Annotated in this window: 31 protein-coding genes; 14 read left to right on the plus strand and 17 right to left on the minus strand. The window is 72.6% G+C overall.

Features of this window, described 5'->3' with window-relative positions:
• Nucleotides 1-98 precede the first annotated feature (98 nt).
• Nucleotides 99-1217, plus strand: coding sequence for a phosphoserine transaminase (serC, locus tag ACWCQM_RS20120; protein ID WP_450916530.1), 1119 nt, complete (start codon nucleotides 99-101; stop codon nucleotides 1215-1217).
• 150 nt (nucleotides 1218-1367) lie between these two features.
• Nucleotides 1368-1979 carry a Uma2 family endonuclease gene (locus tag ACWCQM_RS20125; RefSeq protein ID WP_450916531.1) on the plus strand — a complete coding sequence of 204 codons (612 nt, stop codon included), beginning with the start codon at nucleotides 1368-1370 and terminating at the stop codon, nucleotides 1977-1979.
• Between the two features lie 21 nt (nucleotides 1980-2000).
• On the opposite strand, the gene ACWCQM_RS20130 is transcribed toward ACWCQM_RS20125, so the two are convergent.
• From ACWCQM_RS20130 to ACWCQM_RS20140, 3 genes are all read right to left on the minus strand, one after another.
• Nucleotides 2001-2429, minus strand: coding sequence for a DUF4259 domain-containing protein (locus ACWCQM_RS20130; protein WP_450916532.1), 429 nt, complete (start codon nucleotides 2427-2429; stop codon nucleotides 2001-2003).
• Nucleotides 2430-2442: 13 nt separating this feature from the next.
• Complete coding sequence (locus ACWCQM_RS20135; protein ID WP_450916533.1) at nucleotides 2443-3135, minus strand: class I SAM-dependent methyltransferase; 693 nt, start codon at nucleotides 3133-3135, stop codon at nucleotides 2443-2445.
• 106 nt (nucleotides 3136-3241) lie between these two features.
• On the minus strand, nucleotides 3242-3778 hold the full coding sequence (locus tag ACWCQM_RS20140; RefSeq protein WP_450916534.1) for a GNAT family N-acetyltransferase: 537 nt from the start codon (nucleotides 3776-3778) through the stop codon (nucleotides 3242-3244).
• 228 nt (nucleotides 3779-4006) lie between these two features.
• Here ACWCQM_RS20140 and ACWCQM_RS20145 point away from each other — a divergent pair, with 228 nt between their 5' ends.
• The gene (locus ACWCQM_RS20145; protein WP_450916535.1) at nucleotides 4007-4408 is read left to right on the plus strand and encodes a PPOX class F420-dependent oxidoreductase; all 402 of its coding nucleotides are present in this window, start codon (nucleotides 4007-4009) and stop codon (nucleotides 4406-4408) included.
• A gap of 85 nt (nucleotides 4409-4493) precedes the next feature.
• On the opposite strand, the gene ACWCQM_RS20150 is transcribed toward ACWCQM_RS20145, so the two are convergent.
• Together ACWCQM_RS20150 and ACWCQM_RS20155 are read right to left on the minus strand one after the other, a co-directional pair.
• Complete coding sequence (locus ACWCQM_RS20150) at nucleotides 4494-5165, minus strand: histidine phosphatase family protein (protein WP_450916683.1); 672 nt, start codon at nucleotides 5163-5165, stop codon at nucleotides 4494-4496.
• An 80-nt stretch (nucleotides 5166-5245) separates the two neighbouring features.
• A complete protein-coding gene (locus tag ACWCQM_RS20155) occupies nucleotides 5246-6256 on the minus strand; it encodes a WD40 repeat domain-containing protein (RefSeq protein ID WP_450916536.1) in 1011 nt (336 codons plus the stop codon).
• On the opposite strand from ACWCQM_RS20155, the gene ACWCQM_RS20160 reads away from it, so the two are divergent.
• Entirely contained in the window at nucleotides 6255-7028 is a 774-nt protein-coding gene (locus ACWCQM_RS20160; RefSeq protein ID WP_450916537.1) for a GDSL-type esterase/lipase family protein, read from the plus strand. The two genes, ACWCQM_RS20155 and ACWCQM_RS20160, sit on opposite strands and share 2 nt — an antisense overlap.
• A 4-nt stretch (nucleotides 7029-7032) precedes the next feature.
• A complete protein-coding gene (locus ACWCQM_RS20165; protein ID WP_450916538.1) occupies nucleotides 7033-7986 on the plus strand; it encodes an endonuclease/exonuclease/phosphatase family protein in 954 nt (317 codons plus the stop codon).
• A gap of 24 nt (nucleotides 7987-8010) precedes the next feature.
• Here ACWCQM_RS20165 and ACWCQM_RS20170 read toward each other — a convergent pair whose 3' ends face one another.
• The 7 genes from ACWCQM_RS20170 to ACWCQM_RS20200 form a co-directional block, all read right to left on the minus strand.
• Nucleotides 8011-8652 carry a TetR/AcrR family transcriptional regulator gene (locus ACWCQM_RS20170; RefSeq protein WP_450916539.1) on the minus strand — a complete coding sequence of 214 codons (642 nt, stop codon included), beginning with the start codon at nucleotides 8650-8652 and terminating at the stop codon, nucleotides 8011-8013.
• 239 nt (nucleotides 8653-8891) lie between these two features.
• A complete protein-coding gene (locus tag ACWCQM_RS20175; RefSeq protein WP_450916540.1) occupies nucleotides 8892-9329 on the minus strand; it encodes a DUF6892 domain-containing protein in 438 nt (145 codons plus the stop codon).
• 38 nt (nucleotides 9330-9367) lie between these two features.
• The gene (locus ACWCQM_RS20180; protein WP_450916541.1) at nucleotides 9368-10258 is read right to left on the minus strand and encodes a DUF4429 domain-containing protein; all 891 of its coding nucleotides are present in this window, start codon (nucleotides 10256-10258) and stop codon (nucleotides 9368-9370) included.
• Between the two features lie 93 nt (nucleotides 10259-10351).
• On the minus strand, nucleotides 10352-11212 hold the full coding sequence (locus ACWCQM_RS20185) for a DUF1963 domain-containing protein (protein ID WP_450916542.1): 861 nt from the start codon (nucleotides 11210-11212) through the stop codon (nucleotides 10352-10354).
• 65 nt (nucleotides 11213-11277) lie between these two features.
• Complete coding sequence (locus ACWCQM_RS20190; RefSeq protein WP_450916543.1) at nucleotides 11278-12297, minus strand: hypothetical protein; 1020 nt, start codon at nucleotides 12295-12297, stop codon at nucleotides 11278-11280.
• A 250-nt stretch (nucleotides 12298-12547) separates the two neighbouring features.
• Nucleotides 12548-13195: a maleylpyruvate isomerase family mycothiol-dependent enzyme gene (locus ACWCQM_RS20195; protein ID WP_450916544.1), complete on the minus strand. Its 648-nt coding sequence runs from the start codon at nucleotides 13193-13195 to the stop codon at nucleotides 12548-12550.
• A gap of 47 nt (nucleotides 13196-13242) precedes the next feature.
• A complete protein-coding gene (locus tag ACWCQM_RS20200) occupies nucleotides 13243-14115 on the minus strand; it encodes a LysR family transcriptional regulator (protein ID WP_450916545.1) in 873 nt (290 codons plus the stop codon).
• 164 nt (nucleotides 14116-14279) lie between these two features.
• Here ACWCQM_RS20200 and ACWCQM_RS20205 point away from each other — a divergent pair, with 164 nt between their 5' ends.
• Nucleotides 14280-15227 (plus strand): EamA family transporter, encoded by a 948-nt coding sequence (locus ACWCQM_RS20205; protein ID WP_450916684.1) that lies wholly within the window; start codon nucleotides 14280-14282, stop codon nucleotides 15225-15227.
• Entirely contained in the window at nucleotides 15184-15471 is a 288-nt protein-coding gene (locus tag ACWCQM_RS20210) for a hypothetical protein (RefSeq protein ID WP_450916546.1), read from the plus strand. Before ACWCQM_RS20205 ends, ACWCQM_RS20210 begins: the two co-directional genes overlap by 44 nt.
• 100 nt (nucleotides 15472-15571) lie before the next feature.
• Here ACWCQM_RS20210 and ACWCQM_RS20215 read toward each other — a convergent pair whose 3' ends face one another.
• The 4 genes from ACWCQM_RS20215 to ACWCQM_RS20230 all read right to left on the minus strand — a co-directional run bounded on the left by ACWCQM_RS20215 (nucleotide 15572) and on the right by ACWCQM_RS20230 (nucleotide 18836).
• Nucleotides 15572-16909 carry an FtsX-like permease family protein gene (locus ACWCQM_RS20215; RefSeq protein ID WP_450916547.1) on the minus strand — a complete coding sequence of 446 codons (1338 nt, stop codon included), beginning with the start codon at nucleotides 16907-16909 and terminating at the stop codon, nucleotides 15572-15574.
• Between the two features lie 3 nt (nucleotides 16910-16912).
• Nucleotides 16913-17716, minus strand: coding sequence for an ABC transporter ATP-binding protein (locus ACWCQM_RS20220; RefSeq protein WP_450916548.1), 804 nt, complete (start codon nucleotides 17714-17716; stop codon nucleotides 16913-16915).
• Between the two features lie 218 nt (nucleotides 17717-17934).
• Entirely contained in the window at nucleotides 17935-18435 is a 501-nt protein-coding gene (locus ACWCQM_RS20225; protein WP_450916549.1) for a hypothetical protein, read from the minus strand.
• On the minus strand, nucleotides 18432-18836 hold the full coding sequence (locus ACWCQM_RS20230) for a winged helix-turn-helix transcriptional regulator (RefSeq protein WP_073743920.1): 405 nt from the start codon (nucleotides 18834-18836) through the stop codon (nucleotides 18432-18434). Before ACWCQM_RS20230 ends, ACWCQM_RS20225 begins: the two co-directional genes overlap by 4 nt.
• 132 nt (nucleotides 18837-18968) lie before the next feature.
• Here ACWCQM_RS20230 and ACWCQM_RS20235 point away from each other — a divergent pair, with 132 nt between their 5' ends.
• The 6 genes from ACWCQM_RS20235 to ACWCQM_RS20260 all read left to right on the plus strand — a co-directional run bounded on the left by ACWCQM_RS20235 (nucleotide 18969) and on the right by ACWCQM_RS20260 (nucleotide 24375).
• A complete protein-coding gene (locus ACWCQM_RS20235) occupies nucleotides 18969-19862 on the plus strand; it encodes an NADP-dependent oxidoreductase (RefSeq protein WP_450916550.1) in 894 nt (297 codons plus the stop codon).
• Between the two features lie 204 nt (nucleotides 19863-20066).
• Nucleotides 20067-20648 carry a hypothetical protein gene (locus ACWCQM_RS20240; protein ID WP_450916551.1) on the plus strand — a complete coding sequence of 194 codons (582 nt, stop codon included), beginning with the start codon at nucleotides 20067-20069 and terminating at the stop codon, nucleotides 20646-20648.
• A 70-nt stretch (nucleotides 20649-20718) separates the two neighbouring features.
• Nucleotides 20719-21549: an ammonia-dependent NAD(+) synthetase gene (nadE, locus tag ACWCQM_RS20245; protein WP_450916552.1), complete on the plus strand. Its 831-nt coding sequence runs from the start codon at nucleotides 20719-20721 to the stop codon at nucleotides 21547-21549.
• A gap of 267 nt (nucleotides 21550-21816) precedes the next feature.
• Nucleotides 21817-22332, plus strand: a complete 516-nt coding sequence (locus tag ACWCQM_RS20250; RefSeq protein WP_450916553.1) for a hypothetical protein — start codon at nucleotides 21817-21819, stop codon at nucleotides 22330-22332.
• Nucleotides 22333-22358: 26 nt separating this feature from the next.
• Nucleotides 22359-23333: a prolyl aminopeptidase gene (gene pip, locus ACWCQM_RS20255; RefSeq protein WP_450916554.1), complete on the plus strand. Its 975-nt coding sequence runs from the start codon at nucleotides 22359-22361 to the stop codon at nucleotides 23331-23333.
• A gap of 46 nt (nucleotides 23334-23379) precedes the next feature.
• The gene (locus ACWCQM_RS20260) at nucleotides 23380-24375 is read left to right on the plus strand and encodes an aldo/keto reductase (protein ID WP_450916555.1); all 996 of its coding nucleotides are present in this window, start codon (nucleotides 23380-23382) and stop codon (nucleotides 24373-24375) included.
• A 196-nt stretch (nucleotides 24376-24571) separates the two neighbouring features.
• On the opposite strand, the gene thpR is transcribed toward ACWCQM_RS20260, so the two are convergent.
• Nucleotides 24572-25144: an RNA 2',3'-cyclic phosphodiesterase gene (gene thpR, locus ACWCQM_RS20265; RefSeq protein ID WP_450916556.1), complete on the minus strand. Its 573-nt coding sequence runs from the start codon at nucleotides 25142-25144 to the stop codon at nucleotides 24572-24574.
• Nucleotides 25145-25243: 99 nt separating this feature from the next.
• On the opposite strand from thpR, the gene ACWCQM_RS20270 reads away from it, so the two are divergent.
• Nucleotides 25244-25825, plus strand: coding sequence for a Uma2 family endonuclease (locus tag ACWCQM_RS20270; protein WP_267074308.1), 582 nt, complete (start codon nucleotides 25244-25246; stop codon nucleotides 25823-25825).
• Nucleotides 25826-25829 lie beyond the last annotated feature (4 nt).

Genomic DNA, 25829 nt, shown 5'->3' on the forward strand with positions numbered 1-25829 from the left:
GCTGCCCGCGCCGCACGGACCGTCCATGATCCGGAGCGCGCGTCTCACCGGACGGACATGGTCCTCGACCGCTTCCGGGAGGGACTACGCTCCGCTTCGTGGCTGATATCCAGATTCCCGCAGACCTCAAGCCCGCCGACGGTCGTTTCGGCGCCGGGCCCTCCAAGGTGCGGACGGAGGCGGTCGACGCGCTGGCCGCGACCGGCACCTCCCTTCTCGGTACGTCCCACCGCCAGGCCCCGGTCAAGAACCTGGTCGGCGAGGTACGCGACGGCGTGCGCAGCCTCTTCTCCCTCCCCGAGGGTTACGAGGTCGTCCTGGGCAACGGCGGCTCCACCGCCTTCTGGGACGTCGCGACGCACGGCCTGATCGAGTCGAAGTCCCAGCACCTGAACTTCGGCGAGTTCTCGTCGAAGTTCGCGAAGGCGGCCAAGCTGGCCCCGTGGCTGGCCGACCCGACCGTCATCGCCTCGGACCCGGGCACCCACCCGGACCCGAAGGCCGAGGCGGGCGTCGACGTCTACGCCTTCACCCACAACGAGACCTCCACCGGTGTCGCGGCCCCCGTCAAGCGGGTCGCGGGCGCCGACGAGGGCTCCCTCGTCCTGGTGGACGCCACCTCCGGTGCGGGCGGCCTGCCGGTCGACATCACCGAGACGGACGTCTACTACTTCGCCCCGCAGAAGTCCTTCGCCTCCGACGGCGGCCTGTGGATCGGTGTCTTCTCCCCGGCGGCCCTGGAGCGCGCCGCACGCGTCCACGCCTCGGGCCGGCACATCCCGGAGTTCTTCTCGCTGCCCACGGCGATCGACAACTCCCTGAAGAACCAGACGTACAACACCCCGGCGCTGGCCACCCTCTTCCTGCTGAACGAGCAGCTGAAGTGGATGAACACCCAGGGCGGCCTGGAGTTCACGACCGGCCGCACGGCCACGTCCGCGCAGAACCTGTACGGCTGGGCCGACGAGTCCAAGTACGCCACCCCGTTCGTCACCGACCCGGCGAAGCGTTCGCAGGTCATCGGCACGATCGACTTCGAGGACGGCATCGACGCGGCGGCCGTCGCCAAGGTGCTCCGCGCCAACGGCATCGTCGACACCGAGCCGTACCGCAAGCTGGGCCGCAACCAGCTGCGCGTGGCGATGTTCCCGGCGATCGACCCGGCGGACGTCCAGGCGCTGACGGCCTGCATCGACTACGTCATCGACAAGCTCTGACGGTCACGCGTCCGGAACGGCCCTCCTCACCCCGGTGAGCAGGGCCGTTTCTGCTTCACTCGCCGGGGTGACGAACGAGGGCTCACGACGGAAACCGGCCCCTCGCCCTACGATGATGCTCTCGACACCAGCCATCCCAGGAGCCCCGCAATGTCTGCAGCAGCAGTCGAGCACCCCTGTGACGATGAGCCGGAACCGATGCTGGTGACGGCCAACCGTCTCACCGAGCGGCTTCCGGGGCATCGCGTCGAGATCATCGGAGGCGTCATCACCGTGGCACCACGCCCGGACGGGCCGCACGCCCGCGCGCTCACCAAACTGATGCGGCCGTTCATCACCGCCGGGCTCGACGACGGCGAGACAGAAGTCCTCCAGGCCGTGGGTCTCTGGCTGCCCGGCGGTCCCGAGGACTACGCGATCCCGGACCTGGCGATCGTCGACGCCGATCTCGACGCGCACCTGGTCGAGAACAACTGCTACGACCCCGCCTGCTTCCGGCTCGTCCTGGAGGTCACCTCCGGCAACTACCAGGCCGACCTGCGGAACAAGGTGGTGGCGTACGCCGAGGCGAAGATCCCCGTCTATGTCATCGTCGACCGCAGGCACGGCCGCGTCCACGTGCTGACCGAGCCCCTGGCCTCCGGTTACGACCGCCACGAGGTGTACGCCCCCGGCCAGCAGGCCCCGCTGCCCGCCTCCATCGGCGCCGAGGTCTCCCTCGACGTCGCCGAGCTGGTGCGGGCGGGCCGCCCCAAGGGCTGACGGCCGGCGCCCACCGGCCGGCTACGGTGCCGCCGCGTCGGCCCCCGCCAGAATCGCGCGGAGCTCACGGACGCCCGCGCTCCACTGCTCGCCCTCCCCGGCGTCGTCCCACAGGTCCAGCAGCTCGGACTCCTCAGCTATCACGCGCCCCAGTGCCCGCACGGCCAGCTCGCACAGGTCCGGGGTGAGCAGCGGGGGCAGAGGTTCGTCCGGGCCGTACACGGTGTCCACGGGGGTGCCGCCAGGTCTCTGGGCGGCGAGCAGGGCCGCGGCCGCGACGGCCACCACCCCGTCGTCGGCGTCGAGATACTCCTCCGGGCCCGTGCGGGCGGCGAAGGCGAGGGCCTCCCTGATCATCTCCTCGCGCTTGCCGGGCGGGGCGTCGTCGAGACTCCCCGAGAAGTCGGCGGCGGTGTCGCTGTCGAAATGGCCCATCCCCCAGGTGCCCATGGGAGCCCCCTCCTCAGTCGGTGTCCCCATCCTGCCGCCCGCCACTGACAATCGGCTTCCGCGCGATCAGGAACGCCTGGTCCGTCGGCTCGGGGTAGGCGCTCGCGGTGTCCCTCTCGCGCAGCGTCCGCACCCGCATCGTCAGCCCGGCCTCCACCAGCAGTGCGGCCACCCGGTCCGGCTGCCTGCGGTGGAAGTCGAGCTGGATCTCCTGGCCCCAGGCGTCGTCCCGGCGCAGCACCGCGTCACCCGCCTGGAAGCCGAGCATCAGGTGCCCGCCGGGGGCGAGGACGCGGTGGAACTCGGCGAAGACCGCGGGGAGCAGGTCGTCCGGCACATGGATCGTGGAGTACCAGGCGAGCAGGCCGCCGAGAGCGCCGTCCGGGAGGTCGAGGGCGAGCATCGAGCCCTCCTGGAACCGGAGTTCGGGGTAGGCCCGCCGGGCCACCGCGAGCATCCCCGGCGACAGGTCGACGCCGAAGACGTCCAGTCCCAGGCCGTGCAGATGGGCCGTCACCCGCCCCGTGCCACAGCCGACATCGGCCACCGGCCCTCCCCCGTCCGCCAGGACGATCTCGGCGAAGCCGGCGAGCAGGGCCCGGTCGACGGGCTTGGCGGTGAGTTCGTCCTGGAAGGCCGCGAAGTAGCCGTCCGCCATGACGTCGTACGACGCCCGAGTGGTGCGCAGGAAGTCTGGTTCGGTCACGGTCGGGCACTGTAGCGGGGAGCACTGACAGTCCGGGGCCGCGCCGCCCGGCCGGACCCCGAGCTCAGACCCCGGGCCGGTCCGCCCCGGGACCGCGCCGCCCCCGTCAGGCGCCGGGCTCCGGGGCCGGTGCGGCGGGCGCCTCGTACCGCCATCGCACCTCCCCGTCCTCCCACTCGTCCGTCGGCAGCAGTCCCGCCGCCGAGGCCACGGCGGCGGAGGCCGCGTGGTCCGGGTGGATGTGGGCGACGACCGTACGGACGGCTCCCTGGTCCAGCAGGTGCCGGACCAGCCCCGTGGCCGCTTCCTTGGCGTATCCCCTGCCCTGCCAGCGGGTCCCGACCACCCAGGCCACCTCCGCCCCGGAGCCCCGCACGGAGGCCTGTACGTATCCGGTCAGGCACCCGTCGGCGCGTTCCCGCAGGACCCAGTTCCACCAGAGCTCGGCGGGGTCGGGCGAGCCGGCGGTCTGGCGCTCGTAGCGGGCGCGCAGGGCGGTGGCGTCCTCCGGGGCGCCTCCCGTGTAGGCGTGCAGGGCCGGGTCGAAGAGGACCGCGGCCATTTCCTCCGCGTGCGCGACATCGAGCGGCAGCGCGTCGAGGCGGGAGGTGGAGAAGGGCTCGGGGGCCCCGTTGACCTGCATGGGGCGGAGCCTACGCGGCGTCAGCGGCCGAGCCGCCGGAATCCGCGTACGGCGAGCGACGGGAACACCACGCCCCACAGGTACGGACGGCCACCGATGTCACGGTCCGCACCTGCCGGGCCACGCTCCGGGCCCACTCCTGGGCACTCGCGATCAACCAGTTCGCGCGCTGTGTACAGGTCCGCCGGAAGGGCCCGGATCACCCCTGTTTCATGCACCATGGAATACATGGAGACGATCCATGAACTAGAGCCTTTCGTGAAGCAGTACACCGTCCTGCTGAGCAGCCGCAGGCCGGACGGATCGGCTGCCCGTACGCCCGTCAGCATCGCCGTCGAGGGCGACCACGCCTACATCCGGACGTTCTCCTCGGCGTGGAAGGTGGACCGGATGCGCAACCACCCCGTCGTGGAGATCGCCCCGTGCACCGTGCGGGGCGCGCCGACGGGACCGCCCGTGAAGGCCTGGGCGCGGCTCCTCCAGGAGGGGTCGAAGGAGAACACCCACGCCTCCCGGACGATGTCCAGGAAGTACCCGGCACTCCACGGTGTGGCGGTACCCCTCGCCCATCGCCTCAAGCGCGACCACACGCTCCACTACGAGCTGCGGCCGATCACCGACGACCGGTGAACCCGGCGCTCAGCGTCCGGATCGGACCGGGTCCGTACGTGCCCGATCCGAGCCGGCCCGATCAGGCAGACTGCCGGGCGCCCCGCTAGAGGCTCTCCGTGTCCTCGACCGCCTCGCCGGCGGGCCCGCTCTCCTCGATGCCGCTGTCCTCGGCGCCGACCGCCCGGCCTTCCCAGTGCAGGACACGCCAGCCCCGGCCGGGCGCGCCGGAGAGGATGACGATGCCGGTGTTCCGCAGCTCCTGCGCGGACGCGGAGGTGACGTCGATGTTCTCGGCGCGGGCCGCCGACCACATGCGGATGGCGGCGCCGTGGCTGACCATGACCACGGTCCGCGCTCCGGTGGCGGCGGCCTCCTCGACGACGGCGTCGAACCGCCGCAGGGCCTCCACGCCGTTCTCCCCGCCCGGCATGCGGAGCGCGGTGTTCCCCGCCGACCAGGCGAACGCGGTGGTCATGTACGTCTCGACCGCCTCGTCGTCCCCGCGCATCTCCAGATCGCCTGCGATCAGCTCCCGGATGCCCTCCCGCACCTGGACGTCGAGGCCGGTCGTGGCCGCCAGGGGCGCCGCGGTGAGCTGGGTGCGCAGCAGGCTGGACGCGTAGAGGGCGTCGATCCTCTCGTCCGCCAGGGCGTCCGGCAGAGCCGCCGCCTGCTCCTGTCCCAGGGGCGTCAGGGCAGGGCCCGGCTCGGCGGTGTCCAGCAGGCGCTTGACGTTGGAGGGGGTCTGACCATGGCGGATGAGCAGCAGGCGCATGGGGGGATCGGTCTCCGGGAGGACGGGTGGGTCGGGCTTCCACTGTGCCACCGCGCGGCCCCCTGCCGGCCCGGCGGCCCCTACCGGCCCCGGCGGCGCTTCGCGGCGATCAGGGCCAGCACGATGACGGCGACGGCCACGGCTCCCCCGGTCGTGGTGCCCTTGTCCGGTCCGCCGTTGTCCCCGTCGTCCCCGTCGTCCCCGGACGAGGTCCCGCCGCCACCGTTGCTCGGGGAGGGCGCGTCGCCGTCCTTCCGGTCGTCCCAGCCCTCCACGTCCACGCGCACGACGTCGCTCTTCTCGCCCTCGGAGCCGAACATCATCGCCGAGCCGTCCGCTGTGTAGGTCACCGACTCGGACTGTCCCTGGAGGGGGACGCCCACCGCGTGGTCCGCGCCGAGCCGGCCGTTCTCGAAGGCGTAGCGCCGGGCACTGAAGTACGAGCGCAGCACGAGCTCCTCGCCGTCCGGCGAGAACGCCCCGTCGGTGACCCACGGCACCTCGCCCACCCGCCGGAACACGTTGTTCCCGCCGGTCGCCAGCTTCTCGGGGCCCTCGTAGAGCCCGCCGCCGTCCTCGTTCTTCGAGGCGATGTAGACCCGCCCCGTCTTCGGGTGGACCATCATCGCCTCGGCGTTGCGCGCCCCGTCGGCGTACGTCACGTCGAACTGCGTCGCCCGCACCGTGGCATCCGCGAGCCGCTTCGGCTCGGGGAAGCGGTAGATCCAGACGTGGTCCCAGGAGCCGTCGAGGTTGTCGCCGATGTCGCCGACGTACAGATTGCCGTCGGGCCCGAGCGAGATCGCCTCGACGTCCCGGGGCTCGCCCACACCCTTCATGGTGATCGTCGCGACGGTCTTCCCCGTCCGGGAGTCGACGGCGTAGACGTACGGCCCGTCCTCGCTGTCGTTGTGCGTCCAGTAGACGCCCGGGTGGAGGCGGCTGGCGGCGAGGCCGCTGGACTCGGTGATCCGGGGGTCCTCGATCGTGAACGTGCGGTCCGCCCCGTCCCCGTCGTCCGCGACGGCGGGTGCCGCCCCCGTCAGGAACAGGAGGGCGGCAGCGGCGGAGACGGTCAGCAGCGATCTCATGGCACAAGTGTCCACTGTCACGTCGCAGGCCGGAGCGCTGATCGGCCATGATGTCGCCATGCGTTTTCTCTTCGTCGGCGACAGCATGACCGTGGGCAGGGCCGGCGACTTCACCTGGCGCTACCGCATGTGGCAGCACCTCGAAGCGACCCTCGGCGACGGCGGGTACGCGATCACGGGCCCGCGCACCGAGCTGTACGACCCCGAGGCGAACGCCCCGCTCTCCCACGCGTACGCCGATCCCGCCTTCCCGGCCCCCGCACGCCGGCACCTGTCCGGCTGGGGCGAGGGCTGGCTGCACATGGCCCCCGTCATCGCGGACACGGTCACCGCGACCCGCGCCGACGTCCTGCTGGTCTCGCTCGGCCTGATAGACCTCGGCTTCTACACGGACAGTGCGCAGACCGCCGCGAACGTAAGGGCCTTCATCGCCGGGGCCCGCACCGCGAACCCGCGGATCAGGATGGTGCTCCTCCCGGTCATACCGAACATACGGGCGGAGTCCGACGCCCCTTTCGCCGCCGAGTGCGACCGCTTCAACACCCTGCTCGCGAAAGCGGTCGCCGACCTGGACACCGCCGCGTCCCCGGTCCTGCTGGCCTCGGCCCCCGAGGGCTACGACATCCACACGGACACCTACGACGGCACCCACCCCGGCCCGACCGGCGAGCACCGGCTGGCCGGGGCCTTCGCCGACGCGATGCACCAGGCCTGGGGCGTGGGCGGCCCGTACGCGGGCGCGCTCGCGGGAACAGTTCCCGTGGGGGCGTGAGCGAGTGGCGGAGAAGCCGGACAGCCCCGCGAAAGGCTGGAGTTGGCGTCACGGCCGGGTGACCGCCCTGCTCTGCGGCCTGGTCGCCGTCCTGCTCCTGCTGCCGGGAATCGTCCCCAACACCCCTGGGCGTCTGGGCAGTCTGCTGGAGACCTTCCTCCCCTGGCTCGGACTGGCCGTCCCCGTCCTGCTCGTCCCGGCGCTGCTGCGCCGCTCGTTCCTCGCGACAACCGCCGTGCTGCTGCCCGCCATCGCCTGGTCGGGGGTCTTCGGCCCTCTGCTCTTCCCCGGCAAGGCGCCCGAGGCCGATCTCACGGTGGTCCAGCACAACATCAGCGACGTGAACCCCGACCCGGGCGCCACCGCACGGGCGCTGGCGGACACGGACGCCGGTCTCATCGCCGTGGAGGAGCTGACGGCCCCCGCCCTGCCCGCCTTCGAAGCAGCCCTGGCGGCGAGCCATCCCCATCACGCGACGAGGGGCACGGTCGGGCTCTGGTCGAAGTACCCCCTCACCGGGGTGCGGCTGGTCGACATCAGGCCGAAGGGCGTCGGGGAGGGCTGGAACCGGGGACTGCGGGCCACCGCCCGTACACCGCACGGTGAGATCGCCGTGTACGTCGCCCATCTGCCCTCCGTACGGATCGGCCCGTCCGGGCTCTCGTCCGGGACGCGCGACGAGAGCGCCGTGCTCCTCGGCAAGGCCCTCGCCGCGGAACCTCTGGACCGCGTGATCCTCCTCGGGGACCTCAACAGCACCCTGGACGACAGGGGCCTGGAGCCGGTCGGCTCACTGATGGACCCGACGGGCCCCGGCTTCGCCTTCAGCTGGCCCGCGAAGCTGCCGGTGGCACGGATCGACCAGGTCATGGCCCGGTCGGCGACGGTCACCCGCGTACGGTCGCTGCCGGCGACCGGGAGCGACCACCTGCCCATAGCGGCGGACATCAGGCTGTGAGCGCCCGCCCGGCCCGCGGCCGGCTCAGCCCACGAACTCCACCCCGAGCATGGCCAGTCCCAGCTTGGTCAGCTCCTCCGTCACCTCGTCGGGCCGCGCCCTGCGCGGGCGGCGGGCGTGGTGGGCCATGAGCTCGTGGACCGTACCGACCATCACCATCACCACGACCCGATGGTCCCGCTCCTCCACCTCGCCGCGCACCGCCGCCCGTTCGGCCTCGCCGTTCAGGAAGTCGGCCCACAGGTCGCGCCACCGCTTGCAGTGCGCGTCCACGGCCGGGCTCACCCCCAGCACCTCGACGAAGCACACGCGCGCCTCGCGCAGGTCCCGGGTCACCGCCGTCACATAGGCGTCGAACAGCCGCCGGAAGCGCTGCTCCAGCGGACAGTCGTCCATCCCCTCGGAGAGCAGGGCCTGTTCCGCCGCCCGCAGTCCGCTGGTCGTGATCTGGTTGTGCAGGGCCGTCAGCAGTCCCTCGCGGGAGCCGAACTCCTCCCAGAGGACCTCCTCCGGCACCCCGGCCATCACACACACGGCCTGCTCCGACGTCTGCGCGTAGCCGTACACCCCGAACAGCTCCAGGGCGGCGTCCAGGAGCTTTCCGCGTGCGCGCGTACGCGCACCGTCGACCGTACCGGTCAGCTGGTCCACCGGGACATCCACCACGGGTCCTCCTTCGTCGGCCGTATCTCCGGGCGCGCGACGGCAGTCGAGCGGGTCGCAGGGGCCGAAGAGGGCTTGGTCGCGTCTGGATGGCGCGTGCGCCATTGTCCTGGTTCGTCCGGCGCGACACGCCACGCGCCGCGCCGCCCACGGCACGGACCGCCAGGACCGGTGAGCGCTCGTACAGCAGTCCGGGACCGCCCGGCGCGCGGCCGAGCGCCCCCCTGACCACCGGACCGGCTCTAGTCCTCCACGGCGATCCCCCTGGCCGCCAGGGTCTCCAGCGAACCGGGGAGCATGTGATCCAGCGCATATCCCCCGATGAAGCGCTTGAGATTCGGCAGCAGTTCCAGGTCGTCGAGGCTGCGTACGTCGAAGAGGTCGTCCTCGCCGTCCCAGACCGGCGCGCACTCCATGAAGACCTGGTTCCCGCCGTCGAACGTCAGCTCCTCGACGGTGGCGAGCAGCTCGGCCGGTATCTCCAACTGCTCGAAGTAGGCGCGGGCCTCGTCGAGGACGGTGTACTCCAGCCCCTTCTCCTCGACGTGGTCGTGGAGGTCCTCGACCCCGCGGGCCCGCATGTGCTCGGCCATGCTGAACTCCGGGGTGAGCGTCTTGTCCCCGTACATGAGCTGCTCCACGACGAGGAGCTTGAAGTTGAAGTCACGGAAAGCCGTCATGCCCCCAGATATATCAACGGGGTCTGACAGCCCCCCGGTCAGAGGCGCTTCAGCACGGCCCGCTTGGCGAGGGCGAACTCCTCGTCGGTGAGGATGCCCGACTCGTACAGCTCACCGAGCTCCCGGAGCCTGCGCAGCAGGACGTCATGGTCGTCGGCCGCCGGGCCCGGGGCGGGAACGGGCGCCGGAGCGGCGTCCGGCTGCCCCACGGGCGCGGCGAGCTCGGCCCTGCCCCCCGGCGACGGCAGCCGTACGAGCACGGCGGCCGCAACCAGCACCGCCGTGTACTCCCGCTTCGACAGCCCCCACAACTCCAGGGAGTACGGGTCGTACTTGGCGGGCGACGCCGAGACCGCGCCGCTCCGGTCGAAGCGCAGGGACCCGTTCTCCAGCCCTATGGCCGGCAGCCAGCGCACCCCGGTGACCTCGGACAGCGGCAGGGTCACCGCGCCGCCCGCCGTCTTCGACTCCTCGGCCTTCCAGTTCCAGGTGAGGCGGACCGTCTCCCCGTCGAAGGACGCCGTGCCGTCACCGCCGCCGCCGGACACCGGCACCGAGGGCCCCGGCAGCAGGAAACCGTCCACGGGCCCCTCGGGCACCTGCTCGATCAGCAGGGCGTTGCGGATCTCGTCGACGAGATACTCGGCCACGCCCGCGCGGTCCTTCTCGACCACGAGCTGGTACGGGTCGGAGGCGTCCTTGAGCCGCCCGTCCGCCGCCCGCAGGACGGGGCAGGCGCCGTTGCGCAGCCTCAGCCGCAGACGGCCGCCCTTGCGGTCCGGCTCGAACGACACCCCCGCCACCGCGCGCAACGGCACGGCGAACTCGCCGAGGTCCTGCCGCACCGGGTGGACCTTGCTGCCGGGCACGACGCGTATCGCGTCACCGTCGAAGCTCCACGTTCCGTCGCGCGTGATGATGTCCGCCATACCCCGGATTCTGCCAGCCCCGCGCGGAGCGCGGCGCGGTTCGGCGGGGGACGGCCCTTGGCCACCGGAGTCCTGGAACCACCCGAGGCGGGACTAGAACGGCCCCTCGAAGAACCCCAGGACAGTCGTCCGGTCGAAGCGGCGCTCCGACACGTCCTGCCTCGTGGCCGTCCAGTAGAGGACCCCGCCCACCAGGCCGTGCCATTGACCGAGCAGCGCCCAGTCCCCCGGCCGGGGGGCTTCCCAGGGGCTCGGGCGCCGGCCCTCCTCACCGGGCCCGCCGTCCGCGTCCTCCCGGCGCTGCGGATGCAGTTGGCACGCCGTGACGGGGTCGTCCTCGCCGTAGGGGTCCGTGGCGTAACCGTCGATCTGCAAATGTCCCCGGCCGAGCTGCTTCCAGTCCGCGTCCCGCACGTCGGCCCAGGCCGCGCGCAGTTCGCCGGCGTGCGGGTGCTCGGAAGGGTCGAAGAGCACCTCGTGGTCCGGCAGCGAGACGTCGTGGGCGAGCCGCAGCTCTCCCAGCTCCTCCAGTCGCACATCGAGATCCGCCATCGCGTGGTCCGGTTCGTAGCCATGGTCCACGCGTCGTTCCTCGACGGGTATACCGGCCGGGACGTACACCACCTTGCCGGACGCCTCGCACTCCTCCGGGTCGGCGTGGGCGAACAGCAGAAGCCGGCCGTCGGACGGCAGGCGCAGCCCTGTCGCCCCCTGCGGCACTGCGGTGAGCTCCAGGGTGGCGATCAGATGCAGATGCCGGCCGAGCTCGGGAGCGTCGGCGGGAAGCATCACAGGACCGCCGAGCCGCCCCACCACGGGCCCGTCCGCCATCGGAGCCAGGGTCACGCACGGGCGGGCGGACGCCAGCCAGCGCTCCACCGCGTCGGCCGGGACGCCGCGTGCGAGCGCCTTCTCGCGGAAACGGTCGAGCTTCTGGGACGACTCGGTTCTCATACACCGAACCTAGCTTCCGCCTCTGACAGTTGCCCCGGCAGCCGGCCCACGCGCGGGCACCCCGGCTACGGCGCGCAGGGCGCCGCCCCGCCGTCAGGGGCGGGCGCCCCGGCCCGCGCGAAGCGTTGCCGCCACGGGAGGGGGTCGGGCTCGGCCTCCGCCAGAGTCCTCTGCCGGGCCCAGTGCTCCCGTGCGGCCCGTCGGCGGCACGGCCCGCACTCGGTCTCGTCGGCGACCGGACGGAAGACGTGCTCCTCCTCATCCCGCGCCGCGCAGACCACCAGTTCCGCGACGGGCGGCGGTGCGGCAGGCTCCGGGGAGTGCCCGGCGGGGAGCTCCGGCGGCATCTTGTTCAGCAGCCTGAACCGCAGGAAGCCCACCGCCGACCGCACCCCGTCGCCCGGCAGTTCGCTGGTCAGGGCGCGCCGCAGCTCACCCGCCGACACCCCGCGCAACAGCCAGCGGGCGGCGAGCCCGGCCAGCGCTCTGGCCTCCTTCACCCCGAGGTACAGCTCCCGCCTCACATGCCGCAGCGACAGCAACACGCGCTCACCCTCCGCCACTTCGGGGGCGAGTGCGTCCTCGGGCCCGGTCTCGGGCCCGGTCTCGGCTTCGGCTTCGGCTTCGGCTTCGGCTTCGGAGGGCGGGTGGGGAGAGTTCTTCTCCAGTTCTTCATCCACCGGTAGTTGATGACCGACCACCCGACCGGCTGGTTCACCGACCGTCGGTTTCCGGGCACTCGGGACCACTGGGGGCCGCCCCTGGCGAAGCCCGGCCGCCTCCTCCCGCGTGAGGGGCACATTGGAGAGCAGCTGCTCCGTCACCCATCGCCCGCGCTCACCCTGCTCGCGCCACTCATGGACGTAACCGTGCGCGACCAGCAGTTCCTTGGACTTCTGATACGCCCGCCCCGTGATGCCGAGCTTCCGCGCGTGCTCACTCAGCGGCAGCCCGGCCTGTCCGTCGGGGAGCCCCTGCACGGCCAAGAGCAGAATCTTCGCGTCGCTGGTCAGCCGCGTATGGCGTACGACGTCGTGCGAAGCCTTCGTGTAGCGCCGGGAGGGCGCGATAGCATGCCGAAGCATCTTGGTGGACTCCACTCTTCCACTCTGGGTGAAGGCCCTCGGCCGGGTGTTGGTAGCACCCCCGGGGGCCGCCCCGCGCACTATGCGTGTACGGAACGTGATGACGCGATTACGGTACCGCACGCGGAGGGGTCCTGTTCCGCATATGCCCCGATCGCGATCATGGGCCAACTCACCGCGCCGGAACGGCTGCTGTCGCTCCCCACGGGCCTGTGAGGGCCGGGTGCGGCAGGCCGCCCCGACCCGCCCGTCACCCCGCCGAGCACCGCTCGCGCAGGAGCTCCACGCCGTCGCCCGAGAGGTCGTCGCAGTGCGCCCCCCGTCCCGTCATGGCCATCACCAGGGCCAGGGTCGGGCCGGTCACGAGAGGGCCGGTGCCCGTCCTGAACGGGCCGTCGTCGGCGGCGAGGCTCAGGCCCTCGATCCGTCCCTTGGCGAGGACGACCATGTCCGTGCCCGCGTAGTACTCGGCGACCCGGGTGAGCACCTCGATCGGGGATTCACGGCGGATGCCCAGCGGGCGCCGGATGTCCTCTCCGTGCACGATCGTCTCGCCCAGCATGGCCAGGACGGGCAGCGGGGGCTTGGTCGTGCTCGTGACGGACTCCCGGAAGCGGTCGAGGGTCTCGGCGGGGCTCGCGCCCATCTGCTCGGCCAGACGCACGGCCACCTGCTTGTCGAAGTCGAACCGGCAGCGGATCACTCCGGCCATCCAGCGCGCCGGCGTCAGACGCGCCCCCGCGGTGAGATGGGCGAGGACCTCACGCACCGTCAGTCCGGTGCAGAGCGAGGTGGTCCGCCACTGCTCGTCCGTCAGGCCCGCGAGATCGGAGGCCAGTGCCGCCCGCTCGGCGTTGACCAACGGCCATACCGCCGCTCTCGATTCGGTACCGGCCATGCGGATCTCCTGTCACGAGTCGTACGGGGAGGCGAGGACACGACGGTTCAGCGGTAGAGCTCGGCGGCGAGGGCGATGGCGGTATGGGTGGCCGGGTGGGCGTCGTGGGTGCGCCAGATGAGGTGCACGGGGACGGGGTCCGCGTGGCGCAGGGGGCGGTAGACGATGCCGTCGCGGCGGTACTGGGCGGCCGTGGCCCGGGGGGTGAGGCCGATGCAGCGGCCGGTGGCGATGGCGGCGAGCCAGTCGTCGATGTCGTGGGTGTATTCGACGAGGGGCCGCTCGTGCGCGGACCACAGGTCCAGCGTGGTGGTGCCCGTACGGCGGTCGATCGCCAGGGTCCGGCCGAGGACCTCGTCCAGCCGGATGCCGCGGCGGCGGGCCCAGGGGTCGTCGGACGCCAGGGCGACACAGCGGGCCTCGTGACCGATCAGGGCGTGCGACCAGGACGTCAGGTCGAGAGGGGCGCGTACGACGGCGAGGTCGCACCGCCCTTCCGCCAGGCCGCCGGTGGGGCTGTTGTGGCGGATCAGGCGCAGTTCGGTCTCGGGGTGCTGTTCGTGCCAGCGGCGCTGGAACTCGGTGGTGTGGCGGCCGAAGGCGGACCAGGCGTGGCCCACGTGCAGCCGGGTGTGGCCGACGGTGGCCTCGCGTGCGAGTTCGTCCGCGCCCGCGAGCAGGACGCGCGCACGGGCCAGGACCTGCACGCCCACGGTCGTGGGGGCGACGGAGCGGCTCGTACGGTGCAGCAGCCGCACCCCGAGCACTCCCTCCAGCGCGGTCAGGTTCCGCGAGACGGCGGCCTGGGAGATGCCGAGTTCATGGGCGGCGTCGGTGAAGCTGCCGGTGTCGACGATGGCGACCAGACAGCGCAGGTGTTTCAGCTCCATCGCACCGGCCGTCTTCCGCCCACCATCCATACGCCCAGCGTATAGGTCGAGCGCCCCATGCATTTTGCGCATGGGTGGCGGCGTCCCATCGTGGGCGCATGAAGCCCGCGACCTCCCCCGCAACCGTGTCTCCCGCCGCCCCGCAGGCCGCCGGTGTACGGGCCGTTGGCCCTCGTGCGGAGCGCTGGGGAGGGATGGCGCTGATGCTGGGCAGCGGACTGTCCAACCAGAGCGGGGCGGCGGTCGCGGCGCTGGCCTTCCCGGCGATCGGGCCGGTCGGTGTGGTGGCGGTGCGCCAGTGGGTGGCCGCCGCCGTGCTCGGGGCGGCCGGACGGCCCCGGCTGCGGAACTTCACGGCGGCGCAGTGGCGCCCGGTGCTGTGCCTGGCGCTGGTGTTCGCCGGGATGAACCTGTCCCTGTACGCGGCGATCGAGCGGATCGGGCTCGGGCTGGCCGTCACGCTGGAGTTCCTCGGCCCGCTGACCGTGGCCCTGGCCGGCTCCCGCCGCCGTGCCGACCTCGCCGCCGCGCTCGCCGCGGCGGGAGCGGTGGCGGTACTCGCGCGCCCCACCCCCACCACCGACTACCTCGGCATCGGCCTCGCCCTGCTGGCGGCGGTCTGCTGGGGCTGCTACATCCAGTGCAACCGCACCGTCGGAGCCCGGCTGCCCGGCCTGGAGGGCTCGGCCGCCGCCGCCCTGGTCTCCGGCGCGCTGTATCTGCCGGTGGGCGCATGGGTGCTCTGGCAGCACCCGCCCACACCGCTGGCGCTGGTCTGCGCGCCGGTCGCCGGGGTGCTCTCGTCGGCCGTGCCCTTCGTGGCGGACCTGATGGCCCTGCGCCGGGTGCCGCCGCACTTCTTCGGCGTCTTCATGAGCGTGAACCCGGTCTTCGCCGCGCTGATCGGCCTCGCGGTCCTGGACCAGCACCTGGACGCGGCCTCCTGGTCGGCCGTCGCGGTGATCGTCACCGCCAACACCGTCGTGGTCTCCACGGCGTCCCGGCCCGGCGTCCGCGCGGACGCCGCCACCCGGCACGGGTCCGACCGGTCATACTGCGAGAGTGATCCTGCATGCCCGGCAAAGGAGTTGAGCACCGATGCCCGAGAGTTCCTCGCAGGACCTGAAGGACGACTGCCGTGACTGCGGCCACCCGCGCCACCGCCATGCGAACGCGTCGGGCCGCTGCGGGTGGGAGTCCAAGGCGGGCTGCGCCTGCACCCTGTACAGGAACGAGCGGGAGACCGGCCTGACGGCCGGCCCCTGCGCCCTGTGCCCGCACCCCCGGCACCTCCATTGCGACGCCCCCTGCCAGGTCCTGTCCTGCCGCTGCGGCTACCGCGAGGAGGACCTCCCGCCCTGGGAGCGCCAGGCCCCCTGGGTCTGACCGGCCCGGAACCGCACCGGCAGGGGCCTTCGTTGCGTACGGTCAGGCCCGAGCCACACCGGCAGGGGCCTTCGTCGCGTACGGTCGGCAGCCCGTACGGTCAGGCCGCGAGGGTGACCGCGTCGATCGCCGGTGCCCTGAGCGTCCTGCGGGCCGTCCCGAGGCTCGTCCCGAGCGTCACCACCGCCGCGATCGCCATGATGGCCAGCCAGGTGCCCGGTCCCTGGTCGGGGAGGACCTGGTCGGTGCGGACCATCGTGAACGGGATGATCCCCGCGAGGCCCGCCACCGTGCCGAGGAACAGCCCGGTCAGCGTGAGGATCACCGACTCCCAGCCGACCACGCCCATGACCTGGCCGGGTGTCGCACCGGCCAGCCGCTGCTGGCCGAACTCGCGGGAGCGGTAGGAGGTCGCCGCGTAGAGGCTGTTGACCAGCATGATGCAGGAGAAGACCACGATGATGCCGACGACGACCAGGTTGAGGGTCTCCAGGTTCTTGTCCTCGACGGTCTTGTCCAGGCCGGACGCGGTGACCCAGTCGCTCTCCACCCCCTGGATGTAGAGGGTGGCGGTGGCCATGCCGGTGAAGATGACCATCGGCATGAGCACTCCGGCGAGTTCGGCACCCCGCCTGCGCAGGTTACGGGCGCTGAGATAGCCGCCCGCGCCTGCGACGGCGGCCAGCGGCCCGCGCGTCGCGTCCAGCAGCCGGCCGAGCAGGGAAGGTGCGAGGACGGCGAAGCCGACGGAGAGCAGGATCGCCCCGTAGGCGGGGAACGCCATCAGCATCTCCTCGGTGCTGTCGACGGCGTACGTCGTCAGGACTCCGCCGGCCCCGGCGACCAGTGCCGCGCAGCCCGCGAGGACGCGGCCCCGGCCCGTGGACCGGCGGCGCGCTCCGGCGGCCTTCGTGGCGCGGCGTACGGCGAGGAACGCCGCGCCCGCCGAGGCGAGGACCGCGATGCCGAAGCCGGAGCCGAGCGCCATCGCGCCGAAGGCGGGGTCGACGTGGGCGGCGACCTGGCCGCTGTCCTTGAACATGTCGAGCAGGAGCCTGCCACCGAGCATGGCGGGGCCGATGGCGAGCACCGTCCCGGCCAGCCCCACCACGGCCGACTCCCCGACGACCATGCGGGTGATCTGGGCGGGGGTGGCTCCCGTGCAGCGCAGCAGGTGGATCTCCTCGGCGCGCTGGCGGACGCTGACGGTGAGGGTGGAGGCGACGGCGAAGAAGACGAGGAGGGAGCCGTAGCCGCCGACGACGCTCGCGGAGAGGGTCAGGGACTCGGCGCTGACGTCGTCGACCCCGGGGGCGGCCGCCGTATCGAGGAGGGAGCTGAACGTCATGATGACGACCGCGCCGAGGAACGCGGAGAGCAGCGTGGCGAGGAAGCGCCCCGGGCGCTTGCGGACGGAGCGGAAGGCGAGGAACAGCATGGCTCACACCTCCATCAGCGGGCTGTTGTGCGCGTGCCGTTCGGCCACGGTGTCGCCGAGGTGCGTCATCCGCTCGGCGACGGCCTCCGCGGTGGGAGCCGTGAGGTGCCCGGCCAGGCGCCCGTCCGCGAGGAACAGCACCGAGTCGGCGTAGGAGGCGGCCACCGGGTCGTGGGTGACGAGCACGACGGTGGTGCCGTGCCGACGCACGGTCTCCCTCAGCAGACCGAGGACATCGCGTGCGCTGCGGGTGTCCAGGGCACCGGTCGGCTCGTCGGCGAAGACCACGCCCGGCCGGGTGACCAGGGCGCGGGCGATGGCGACACGCTGGCGCTGGCCGCCGGAGAGCTCGTCGGGGAGGTGACGGAGGCGCTCGCCGAGCCCCACCTGTGTGAGGATCGCGCGGACCCGCTCCGGGTCGGCCCTGCGGCCGGCCAGCCGCAGCGGCAGCGAGGTGTTCTCCTCGACGGTCAGGGTGGGCAGCAGGTTGTACTGCTGGAAGATGAAGCCGATCCGCTCGCGCCGGAACCTCGTGCGCGCCGCCTCGCCCCCGCCGCCCATCTCCTCGCCGTCCACGAGGATCTGCCCCGCGTCGGCACGGTCCAGACCGGCCGCGCACTGGAGCAGCGTGGACTTGCCCGAGCCCGAGGGGCCCATGACCGCGGTGAAGCTCCCGGTGGGCAGGCTCAGGGTCACCCCGTCCAGGGCGGTCACCGCGCCGTCCCCGGACCCGTACACCTTGGTCACCGAAACCAGCCGCAGCGCCTCGTCCGTGCGGCGCGGGGACTGCCTCTTGCGATCGAACATGGTCATCACCCTCTGCTCGTCGGACGCCCTCTGCGTCACGGCATCGACGCTACGGACGCGGGGGGACGAGCACATTGGCGTACGCACCCGGCTTCGAGGGTGGCGCTGAGTACACCCCGCGCGGGGGGACAGCACCGGAGGCAGGTTCCGTCGCCTCCGCCCGAGCGGCCTGGCCGCGCTGCCGGCGCGGGACGCGGGCCTCGGGGCCTGAACACCCGTCAGCGCCCGGGGAACGCCTCCCCGCACGCGCTGCAGAACTTCGGCGCACGGTCCGCCGAGAGCCGCCCGCAGCCGGGGCACACCAGGTCCAGCATGCAGGGGGCCTCGCCGCCCTCGTTCGCGTACGGGGGCGTCCGGACGGCCGGCCCGACCGTCAGTCCGGGGCGGCGGCGGTGCACCGTGAGGTACGTCAGCCCCTCCGGCCCCGCCTCCAGGGCGCGCCGGGAGGTGCGGGGCAGCCACAGGACGGTGGTCGGGGCCAGCTCCAGGGTGCCGCCCTCGCCCGTACGCAGACCGCCGCCGCCCGCGAGGACGACGAACAGCACGTCCAGGGCGTCCTCCTGGTGTTCGCCGACCCCGGCGCCCGGCGGCAGACGGACCACGTTGGCGTCGAGCTCCCGGCCCTGCTCGGCGAGACGCCACAGGGCGCCCCGCCCGCCGGGGTCCGAGGAGGCGACGATCTCGTCCAGCACCGCCAGGATCCGCGGGGTGGCGTTCATGCCGCGGCCTCCTCGTCGTAGCGCTCACGGGCCTCGTGGACCTGGTCGAAGTGGGTCTCCGCCCAGGTCTTCACGGCGAACAGCAGGCCGCTCAGGCTGTGGCCGAGCTCCGTCAGCTCGTAGTCCACGCGCACGGGCACGGACGGCGTCACCGTACGCGTGACGAGGCCGTCCCGCTCCAGGGTGCGCAGTGACTGGGTCAGCATCTTCTGGCTCACCCCGGCGATCCTGCGGCCGAGGTCGCTGTAGCGCATGGGGCCGTCACGCAGGGCGCTCACGATGAGGCTGACCCACTTGTCGCCGAGCCGCCCCAGCAACTGGTTGGTCGGGCACTCCCGGAGGAAGGCGTCGTACGCGAAACGGGCTTCCTCGCGGCGCTGGGCCGCGGTGCGGGTCGCCATGGGTCTCCGGCCTCCGGTCCTACCTGGGGGTGGGCTACGCACCTGGAGGTACGTACTTACGGAAGGAGAGTAACTCTTCCTAGGTTTGCGGTGGCGGGAGAAACCCGCCACCGATACCGAGGAGTTGTCGACATGCGTGCTGTGGTGGTCAAGGCGTTCGGTGGTCCTGAGGCAGTGGAGCTCGTGGAGACCGAGGTGCCCGTGCCCGGCCCCGGCCAGGTGCGGATCAAGGTGGTGGCGGCGGCCCTGAACCCGGTGGACGCGGCGTATCGCGCGGGGTTCCTCGTCCCCCTGCCCGAGGGCGGCGTGCTGGGCCTCGGCTGGGACGTGGCGGGGACCGTGGACGCGGTGGGCGCGGGGGCGCCGTTCGCCCCCGGGGCGGAGGTCGTCGCGCTGGCCTACGGTCCCGCCCCGGCCAAGTCGCACGCGGAGTACGTGGTGGTGGACGGCTCCGCGGTGGCGCCCGCCCCCGCCTCGGTGGACGCGGTCCACGCGTCGACCGTGCCGCTGAACACCCTGACCGCGGCGCAGGCGCTCGACCTGCTGGACCTGGCCCCCGGGTCCACACTGCTGGTCACGGGCGCGGCGGGCGCGGTCGGCGGATACGCGGTGCAGCTCGCGCACCGCGCCGGAATCAGCGTCGCCGGGGTGGCGGGGCCGGGTGACGAGGAGCTCGTACGGTCCTTCGGCGCCGACCGGTTCGTGGAGCGCGGCGCGGTGGCGGACGGGTTCGACGCCGTGCTGGACGCCGCCGTGATCGGCGCGGACGCGCTGGCGCATGTGAGGGACGGCGGGAAGTACGTCGGTGTCATCCCGCACGCGGGCCCGACGGGTGTGCGCGGCATCCGCGTCCAGGTCGTGGAGGTGGCCGCCGACGGCAACCGGCTCGCCGAGCTGGTGAAGCTGGTCGACGAGGGCGTCCTGGCGTCCCGGGTGGCCCGCACCTATCCGCTGGAGCGGGCGGCCGAGGCTCACGCCCGCCTCGCGGAGGGCGGGGTGCGGGGGCGGCTCGTCCTCGTACCGTGAGGACGCTCCCCGGGCGGGGGCCCGGGGGGGTGAGGGCTCCTGCCGCACGGACCCGTGCGGCGCGGGCTCCTGCCCACGGGCCCGTACGGCGGAACGGGCAGGTCAGGGCGGTTCCGGGCGGACGGAGGGACTCCGTAAGTGGAGGCATTCCCGGTCCGCCCGGAACCCCCGGAACGGCCGGCGTGATCGCTATACCCTCGCCCAATGATCCAGCCGACCCCCTCGACGCCCACGGTCTCCGACGCCGAGTGCGCCGCCCTCACCCGGACCCTGCGCCGCAGGGGCACCGTCGTCCTGTCCGTGTTCGCTCTCGTCTGGGCCTTCGCGGGGGCGTCCGGGCTGGCATCCTCCGGAGCGGCCCTGGCGGTCGAGATCGCCGCCGTGCCGGTCACCGTGGCGGCCGTCCTCCTCGCCTACCGCAAGGGCGCGGCGCCTTCGCCGCGCATGGTGGATCTGCCAGCGAACTGGGCGCGGTCGGTGGGGATCGTCAACGTCGTCGAACTCGCGGCGATCTTCACGGTGATCGCGGCGTCCAACGCGTCGGGCCGCCCCGGGCTGATCCCTCCGGCCATCGCGCTGGTGGTCGGCCTGCACTTCGTCCCGCTCGCGCGCCTCTACGACCAGTGGCAGTACAAGGGGACGGCCGCGCTGCTGAGCGCCGTGGCGGTCGCCGGCTTCGTGCTCGTCGCGGCGGGGCTCTCGGACGGGACCGTGCGGGCCGTGGTGGGCCTGGCCTCCGCGGCGACGCTGTGGGCGTCGGCGTACCACGTGGCGGTCAAGGGCTGACCGGGCCGGGCGGGCGGCCCTCGGTAGGGTGGGCGAGACAGACCGTCGTGAACCGGACCGAGGAGCAGACGTGAGCGAGCCGGCGAACATCGCCCTGCAGCAGGAGATCGCCAGGGAGCTGGAGGTCGCGGAGACCTTCGACGCCCAGCAGGAGATCGAGCGCCGTGTGTCCTTCCTCGCCGGGCGGCTGACCTCCACCGGCCTGCGCTCGCTCGTGCTCGGCATCAGCGGCGGCGTCGACTCCACCACCGCGGGCCGGCTGTGCCAGCTCGCCGTCGAGCGCGCCCGGGCCGAGGGCCACGAGGCCCGGTTCTACGCGATGCGGCTGCCCTACGGCGTCCAGGCCGACGAGCACGACGCGCAGCTCGCGCTCTCCTTCATCCAGGCCGACCAGGTGCTGACCGTGGACATCAAGCCCGCGACCGACGCCATGCGGGAGGCCCTGCTCACCGGCGACGTGGCCTTCCGCGACCCCCACCACCAGGACTTCGTGGTGGGCAACATCAAGGCCCGGCAGCGCATGATCGCCCAGTACGGGGTTGCCGGCGCGCACAGCGGCCTGGTCGTCGGCACGGACCACGCGGCCGAGGCGGTCTCCGGCTTCTTCACCAAGTTCGGGGACGGCGCCGCCGACCTGGTCCCGCTGACCGGCCTGACGAAGCGCCGGGTGCGCGCCGTCGCGGAGGCGCTGGGCGCCCCCGCCGAGCTGGTGTGGAAGGTGCCGACGGCCGACCTGGAGACGCTCGACCCGGGCAAGGCGGACGAGCACGCGCTCGGCGTCACGTACGACACCATCGACGACTTCCTGGAGGGCAAGCCGGTCGACGAGCAGGCCTTCGACACGATCGTCGGCCGCTACCGCCTCACCGACCACAAGCGCCGGCTGCCGATCGCCCCGTGACGCCCGGGGGCACCCGAGCCGTTCGCGCAACTCGGCTGTCGCCAGGGCGAATTGAGAGGCGCGCGCCACATCGGGATCGGTATCCTGAGCGGCTCCACCGATCTTGACGAGCCCACAGGGGGATCCCGCGTGTCCGAGCCCAGCCCACCACCGGGCCCCCCGGTCCCGCCCAGGCCCAGCAACCCCCCGGCTCCGGCCCCCGTCCCGCCCACCGGTCCCCCGCCCTCTCCGCCGCACCCCCCGGCTCCGCAGGGCGGAGGCCACCGGATGCCGGTCATCGCCGCCGTGATCACGGCGGTGGCGACGATCGCCGCCGCGGTCATCGCGGCCGTGGCGTCCGGCGACGACTCCTCCTCGGACGGCCTGCGGGCCGGTCCGGCGACGACGCCCGTGACGTCATCCGCCTCGACCACGGAGCCCACCGCCTCGGCCGACGGGCCGGGTCCCCCGGTGCAAACCCTGCCGGCGACCAGTCCCACGACCCCGGACTCCGTGCCGCGCGTGGTCGTGACCCCCTACACGGCGGCTGCGGGCGAGAAGGTGACGATCGAGATCAGTGGCTTCGCGCCGGACGAGAGGATCTGCATCAGTTTCCGCGACAGCGGGTCCGTGGAGAAGGACCTGCGTGATGTCATCACGGATGCCGACGGCCGGGCCGCTGCGGTGGTGACGGTGCCCGCGGAAGTGGGTTCGGGGAACGAAACCCCCGTGTTCCGGGTGTGGAGCGTGGACAACGTGGACTCGAACAACACGGCCGACACCCCGTTCACCTTCACCGAATAGCCCACCGACCGAGGGGAACCGCCGCAGTGGACAGGAAGCCCGACGGAACGTACCCGCCGATCGAGCCCCACGACCAGGGAATGCTGGACGTCGGCGACGGCAACCTCGTCCACTGGGAGGTCTGCGGCAACCCGGCCGGCAAACCCGCCCTCGTCGTCCACGGCGGGCCCGGCTCGGGCTGCGGCACCCGCCCCCGGCAGTACTTCGACCCGGACCTCTACCGCGTCGTACTCTTCGACCAGCGCAACTGCGGCCGGTCCACCCCGCACGCGAGCGACCCCGCCGCCGACCTGTCGCACAACACGACGGCCCACCTGATCGCCGACATGGAGCTCCTGCGGGAGCACCTGGGCATCGAGAAGTGGCTGCTGTACGGCGGCTCGTGGGGCTCGACCCTGATCCTGGCGTACGCCGAACAGCACCCGGAGCGGGTCTCGGAGATCGTGATCTCCGCCGTGACGACGACCCGGCGCAGCGAGATCGACTGGCTGTACAGGGGTGCCGGGCAGATCTTCCCCGAGGCCTGGGACCTGTTCCGGGCGGGTGTACCGGAGGCCGAGGGCCCCGGGGACCTCGTCGCCGCGTACGCCCGCCGGACGGAGAGCCCCGACCCGGAGGTGCGGGCGAGGGCGACCGCCGACTGGTGCGCGTGGGAGGACGCGGTGCTCTCCATGGAGGCGCACACCGGCCCGTCCCCGTACGGCGGCAGACCCGGCCGCGACCAGCTGGCCCTCGTGCGGATCTGCGCGCGCTACTTCGCGCACGGCGCCTGGCTGGAGGAGGGACAGCTGATCCGCGACGCGGGCCGCCTGGCGGGCATCCCGGGCGTCCTGGTCCACGGGCGCTTCGACCTGGGCGGGCCGCTGGTCACCGCCTGGGAGCTGGCCAGGGCCTGGCCGGACGCCGAGCTGACGGTGATCGACGGCGCGGGGCACCTCGGCGGCCCCGCGACCTCCCGGGCGGTGCTGGCGGCGCTGGACCGGTTCGCGCGGCGCGTCTGAGATCACGCTTGCTTCGAGCGCGCTCGAAGGAGTTGGCTTGGGCTCCATGAAGTACACGCAGCTCGGACGCACAGGACTCAAGGTCAGCCGCCTCGTGCTGGGGACGATGAACTTCGGCCCCCAGACCAACGAGAGCGACAGCCACGCGCTCATGGACGCCGCCCTGGAGGCGGGCGTCAACTTCTTCGACACGGCGAACGTCTACGGCTGGGGTGAGAACAAGGGCCGCACCGAGGAGATCCTCGGCACCTGGTTCGCGCAGGGCGGCGACCGCCGCGACAAGGTCGTCCTCGCCACCAAGGTCTACGGCAACATGGGCGCCGACGGCGAGGCGTGGCCCAACCACGACAAGCTGTCCGCCCTCAACATCCGCCGCGCCGTCGACGCCAGCCTCAAGCGGCTGCAGACGGACCACATCGACCTGTACCAGTTCCACCACGTCGACCGGGACACCCCGATCGACGAGATCTGGCAGGCCATCGACGTACTGATCCAGCAGGGCAAGATCCTCTACGCGGGCTCGTCCAACTTCTCGGGCTACAAGATCGCCCAGGCCAACGAGCGGGCCCAGCGGCGCGGCAGCTACGGCCTCGTCAGCGAGCAGTGCATCTACAACCTGATGGAGCGCGGCGCCGAGATGGAGGTCATCCCGGCGGCCCAGGAGTACGGCCTCGGGGTCATCCCGTGGTCGCCGCTGCACGGCGGGCTGCTCGGCGGCGCGATCCGCAAGGAGCGCGAGGGCGGCGGCGCCCGGTCCACGTCCGGCCGCTCGGGCGAGGCGCTGGCCGACCCGAAGGTGCGGGCGCAGGTCCAGGCGTACGAGGACCTGCTGGAGAAGCACGGCCTGGAGCCCGGCGAGGCCGGTCTCGCCTGGCTGCTGACCCGGCCTGGCGTCACCGGCCCGATCTCCGGCCCCCGCACGCGGGAGCAGCTCGACTCGGCGCTGCGCGCGGTGGAGCTGGAGCTCTCGGAGGAGGTGCTGTCCGCCCTGGACGAGATCTTCCCGGGCCCCGGCCCGTCGCCGGAGAACTTCGCCTGGTAGCGACGCGGCACGTGCGCGGCCTTCGCCTCCGGATCAGCTTTCCTGGATCGCCCCGGGCATCAGCCCCGGATACGGCGTCCGGAGTCAGCCTCCGAGGGCGGAGGCCGCCGCCACGACGACGAACATCAGCACGAGCACGGCCGCCATGATGCGGTTTCTTGTCTTCGGGTCCACCCGACGAGCGTAACCGGACCGCTCACCGCCCCAGTGGCCAGGTCCGCGCCACCTCGTACCGGGGCTGCTCCCCCGGCACCCCGTCCACGGGCAGACGGCTGCGTACGAGACTGAGCTCCGCCGCCTCCCAGTGCATGCCCTCGAAGCCCTCCAGCGCCGCCGTGTACGGGGTCAGGTCGGCCGGGACCCGGCTGCGGGCCAGGGTGAGGTGCGGGGTGAAGCGGCGGTGCTCCTCCATCGCCACCCCGGCCCGGCGGGCGGCGGCGTCGGCGCGTTCGGCGAGCAGCCGCAGCGTGTCCAGGCCGCCCGCGGCCCCCGCCCACAGCGCCCGCCCGTCGAAGCGGCCCCCGCCGTGGATCCTGAGCGGAAACGGCTCGGTCCGGTGTGCGGCCCGCTCCAGCCGGACGTACAGCTCGGGCAGCAGCTCCTCCTCCACGTTCCCGAGGAAGGCCAGCGTGTAGTGCCAGCCGGCCCGCTCGGTCCAGCGGAGGTCGCCGGCCCCCGGCATCCCGCGCAGACGGCCGACGGCCCCGGCCAGCTCCTCCACGGCGGGACCGGGCGGCAGGACGGCGGCGAAGAGTCTCTGGCTGCTCATGCGGCGAGTGTCCCAGCGTCCCCGCGTGTCCGGGGGGCCGGGCCTATCGTTGTACTACGCGGCTGCCCGCGCCGTGCGGCAGCGGGGAGGAGCGCCACGATGACCGTCGTCGACGACAGGATCGAGATGGCCGACACCAGCGACGAGCGCACCTTGGACATGATGTTCGAGTGGCTTGAGCCCACCCCCGAGGGATTCAAGGTCGAGATCGTCGAGGGGAACGTCTACATGTCGCCGCAACGGGGCACTCACTGGCAGATCATTCTGGACCTCGTCGAACAGCTGCGTGTCGGCTATCCCCGACAGCGGCTGATGTCGGATGTGCGTATCGATTTCCCCGGCCGCCTCAACGGCTTCGCGTCCGACGTGGTGGCGCTTGCCGAGGGTGCATCCACGGACGCCAAGGGCCACTGGCGCTACCAGGACATCGAGTTCGTCGCCGAAGTGATCTCCAAGGACACGGCGGCCAATGACTACGGCTCGAAGAAGGCCACCTACGCCACCGCAGGCGTGCCGGTGTACCTCATCGCCGACCCCTACACCGGCACATGGCACCTGCACTCGATCCCCAAGGACGACGAGTACCGCAGCGTGCTGAGCCTCGATTTCGGAACACCGGTGGACCTGACGGGGACGGTCGTCGGCCTCACGCTGGAGACCTCCGACTTCCCCCGCGACTGAAACG

This window comes from Streptomyces sp. NPDC002125 (assembly GCF_053593715.1).

Coding starts and splice junctions, on each gene's coding strand:
- ACWCQM_RS20125 (WP_450916531.1), top strand. CDS start 1,368: ATGTCTGCAGCAGCAGTCGAGCACCCCTGTGACGATGAGCCGGAACCG.
- ACWCQM_RS20130 (WP_450916532.1), bottom strand. CDS start 2,429: ATGGGCACCTGGGGGATGGGCCATTTCGACAGCGACACCGCCGCCGAC.
- ACWCQM_RS20140 (WP_450916534.1), bottom strand. CDS start 3,778: ATGCAGGTCAACGGGGCCCCCGAGCCCTTCTCCACCTCCCGCCTCGAC.
- ACWCQM_RS20145 (WP_450916535.1), top strand. CDS start 4,007: ATGGAGACGATCCATGAACTAGAGCCTTTCGTGAAGCAGTACACCGTC.
- ACWCQM_RS20150 (WP_450916683.1), bottom strand. CDS start 5,165: ATGCGCCTGCTGCTCATCCGCCATGGTCAGACCCCCTCCAACGTCAAG.
- ACWCQM_RS20160 (WP_450916537.1), top strand. CDS start 6,255: ATGGCACAAGTGTCCACTGTCACGTCGCAGGCCGGAGCGCTGATCGGC.
- ACWCQM_RS20155 (WP_450916536.1), bottom strand. CDS start 6,256: ATGAGATCGCTGCTGACCGTCTCCGCCGCTGCCGCCCTCCTGTTCCTG.
- ACWCQM_RS20175 (WP_450916540.1), bottom strand. CDS start 9,329: ATGACGGCTTTCCGTGACTTCAACTTCAAGCTCCTCGTCGTGGAGCAG.
- ACWCQM_RS20180 (WP_450916541.1), bottom strand. CDS start 10,258: ATGGCGGACATCATCACGCGCGACGGAACGTGGAGCTTCGACGGTGAC.
- ACWCQM_RS20185 (WP_450916542.1), bottom strand. CDS start 11,212: ATGAGAACCGAGTCGTCCCAGAAGCTCGACCGTTTCCGCGAGAAGGCG.
- ACWCQM_RS20190 (WP_450916543.1), bottom strand. CDS start 12,297: ATGCTTCGGCATGCTATCGCGCCCTCCCGGCGCTACACGAAGGCTTCG.
- ACWCQM_RS20195 (WP_450916544.1), bottom strand. CDS start 13,195: ATGGCCGGTACCGAATCGAGAGCGGCGGTATGGCCGTTGGTCAACGCC.
- ACWCQM_RS20200 (WP_450916545.1), bottom strand. CDS start 14,115: ATGGATGGTGGGCGGAAGACGGCCGGTGCGATGGAGCTGAAACACCTG.
- ACWCQM_RS20205 (WP_450916684.1), top strand. CDS start 14,280: ATGGCGCTGATGCTGGGCAGCGGACTGTCCAACCAGAGCGGGGCGGCG.
- ACWCQM_RS20210 (WP_450916546.1), top strand. CDS start 15,184: ATGCCCGAGAGTTCCTCGCAGGACCTGAAGGACGACTGCCGTGACTGC.
- ACWCQM_RS20215 (WP_450916547.1), bottom strand. CDS start 16,909: ATGCTGTTCCTCGCCTTCCGCTCCGTCCGCAAGCGCCCGGGGCGCTTC.
- ACWCQM_RS20220 (WP_450916548.1), bottom strand. CDS start 17,716: ATGTTCGATCGCAAGAGGCAGTCCCCGCGCCGCACGGACGAGGCGCTG.
- ACWCQM_RS20225 (WP_450916549.1), bottom strand. CDS start 18,435: ATGAACGCCACCCCGCGGATCCTGGCGGTGCTGGACGAGATCGTCGCC.
- ACWCQM_RS20230 (WP_073743920.1), bottom strand. CDS start 18,836: ATGGCGACCCGCACCGCGGCCCAGCGCCGCGAGGAAGCCCGTTTCGCG.
- ACWCQM_RS20235 (WP_450916550.1), top strand. CDS start 18,969: ATGCGTGCTGTGGTGGTCAAGGCGTTCGGTGGTCCTGAGGCAGTGGAG.
- ACWCQM_RS20240 (WP_450916551.1), top strand. CDS start 20,067: ATGATCCAGCCGACCCCCTCGACGCCCACGGTCTCCGACGCCGAGTGC.
- ACWCQM_RS20250 (WP_450916553.1), top strand. CDS start 21,817: ATGCCGGTCATCGCCGCCGTGATCACGGCGGTGGCGACGATCGCCGCC.
- ACWCQM_RS20260 (WP_450916555.1), top strand. CDS start 23,380: ATGAAGTACACGCAGCTCGGACGCACAGGACTCAAGGTCAGCCGCCTC.
- thpR (WP_450916556.1), bottom strand. CDS start 25,144: ATGAGCAGCCAGAGACTCTTCGCCGCCGTCCTGCCGCCCGGTCCCGCC.
- ACWCQM_RS20270 (WP_267074308.1), top strand. CDS start 25,244: ATGACCGTCGTCGACGACAGGATCGAGATGGCCGACACCAGCGACGAG.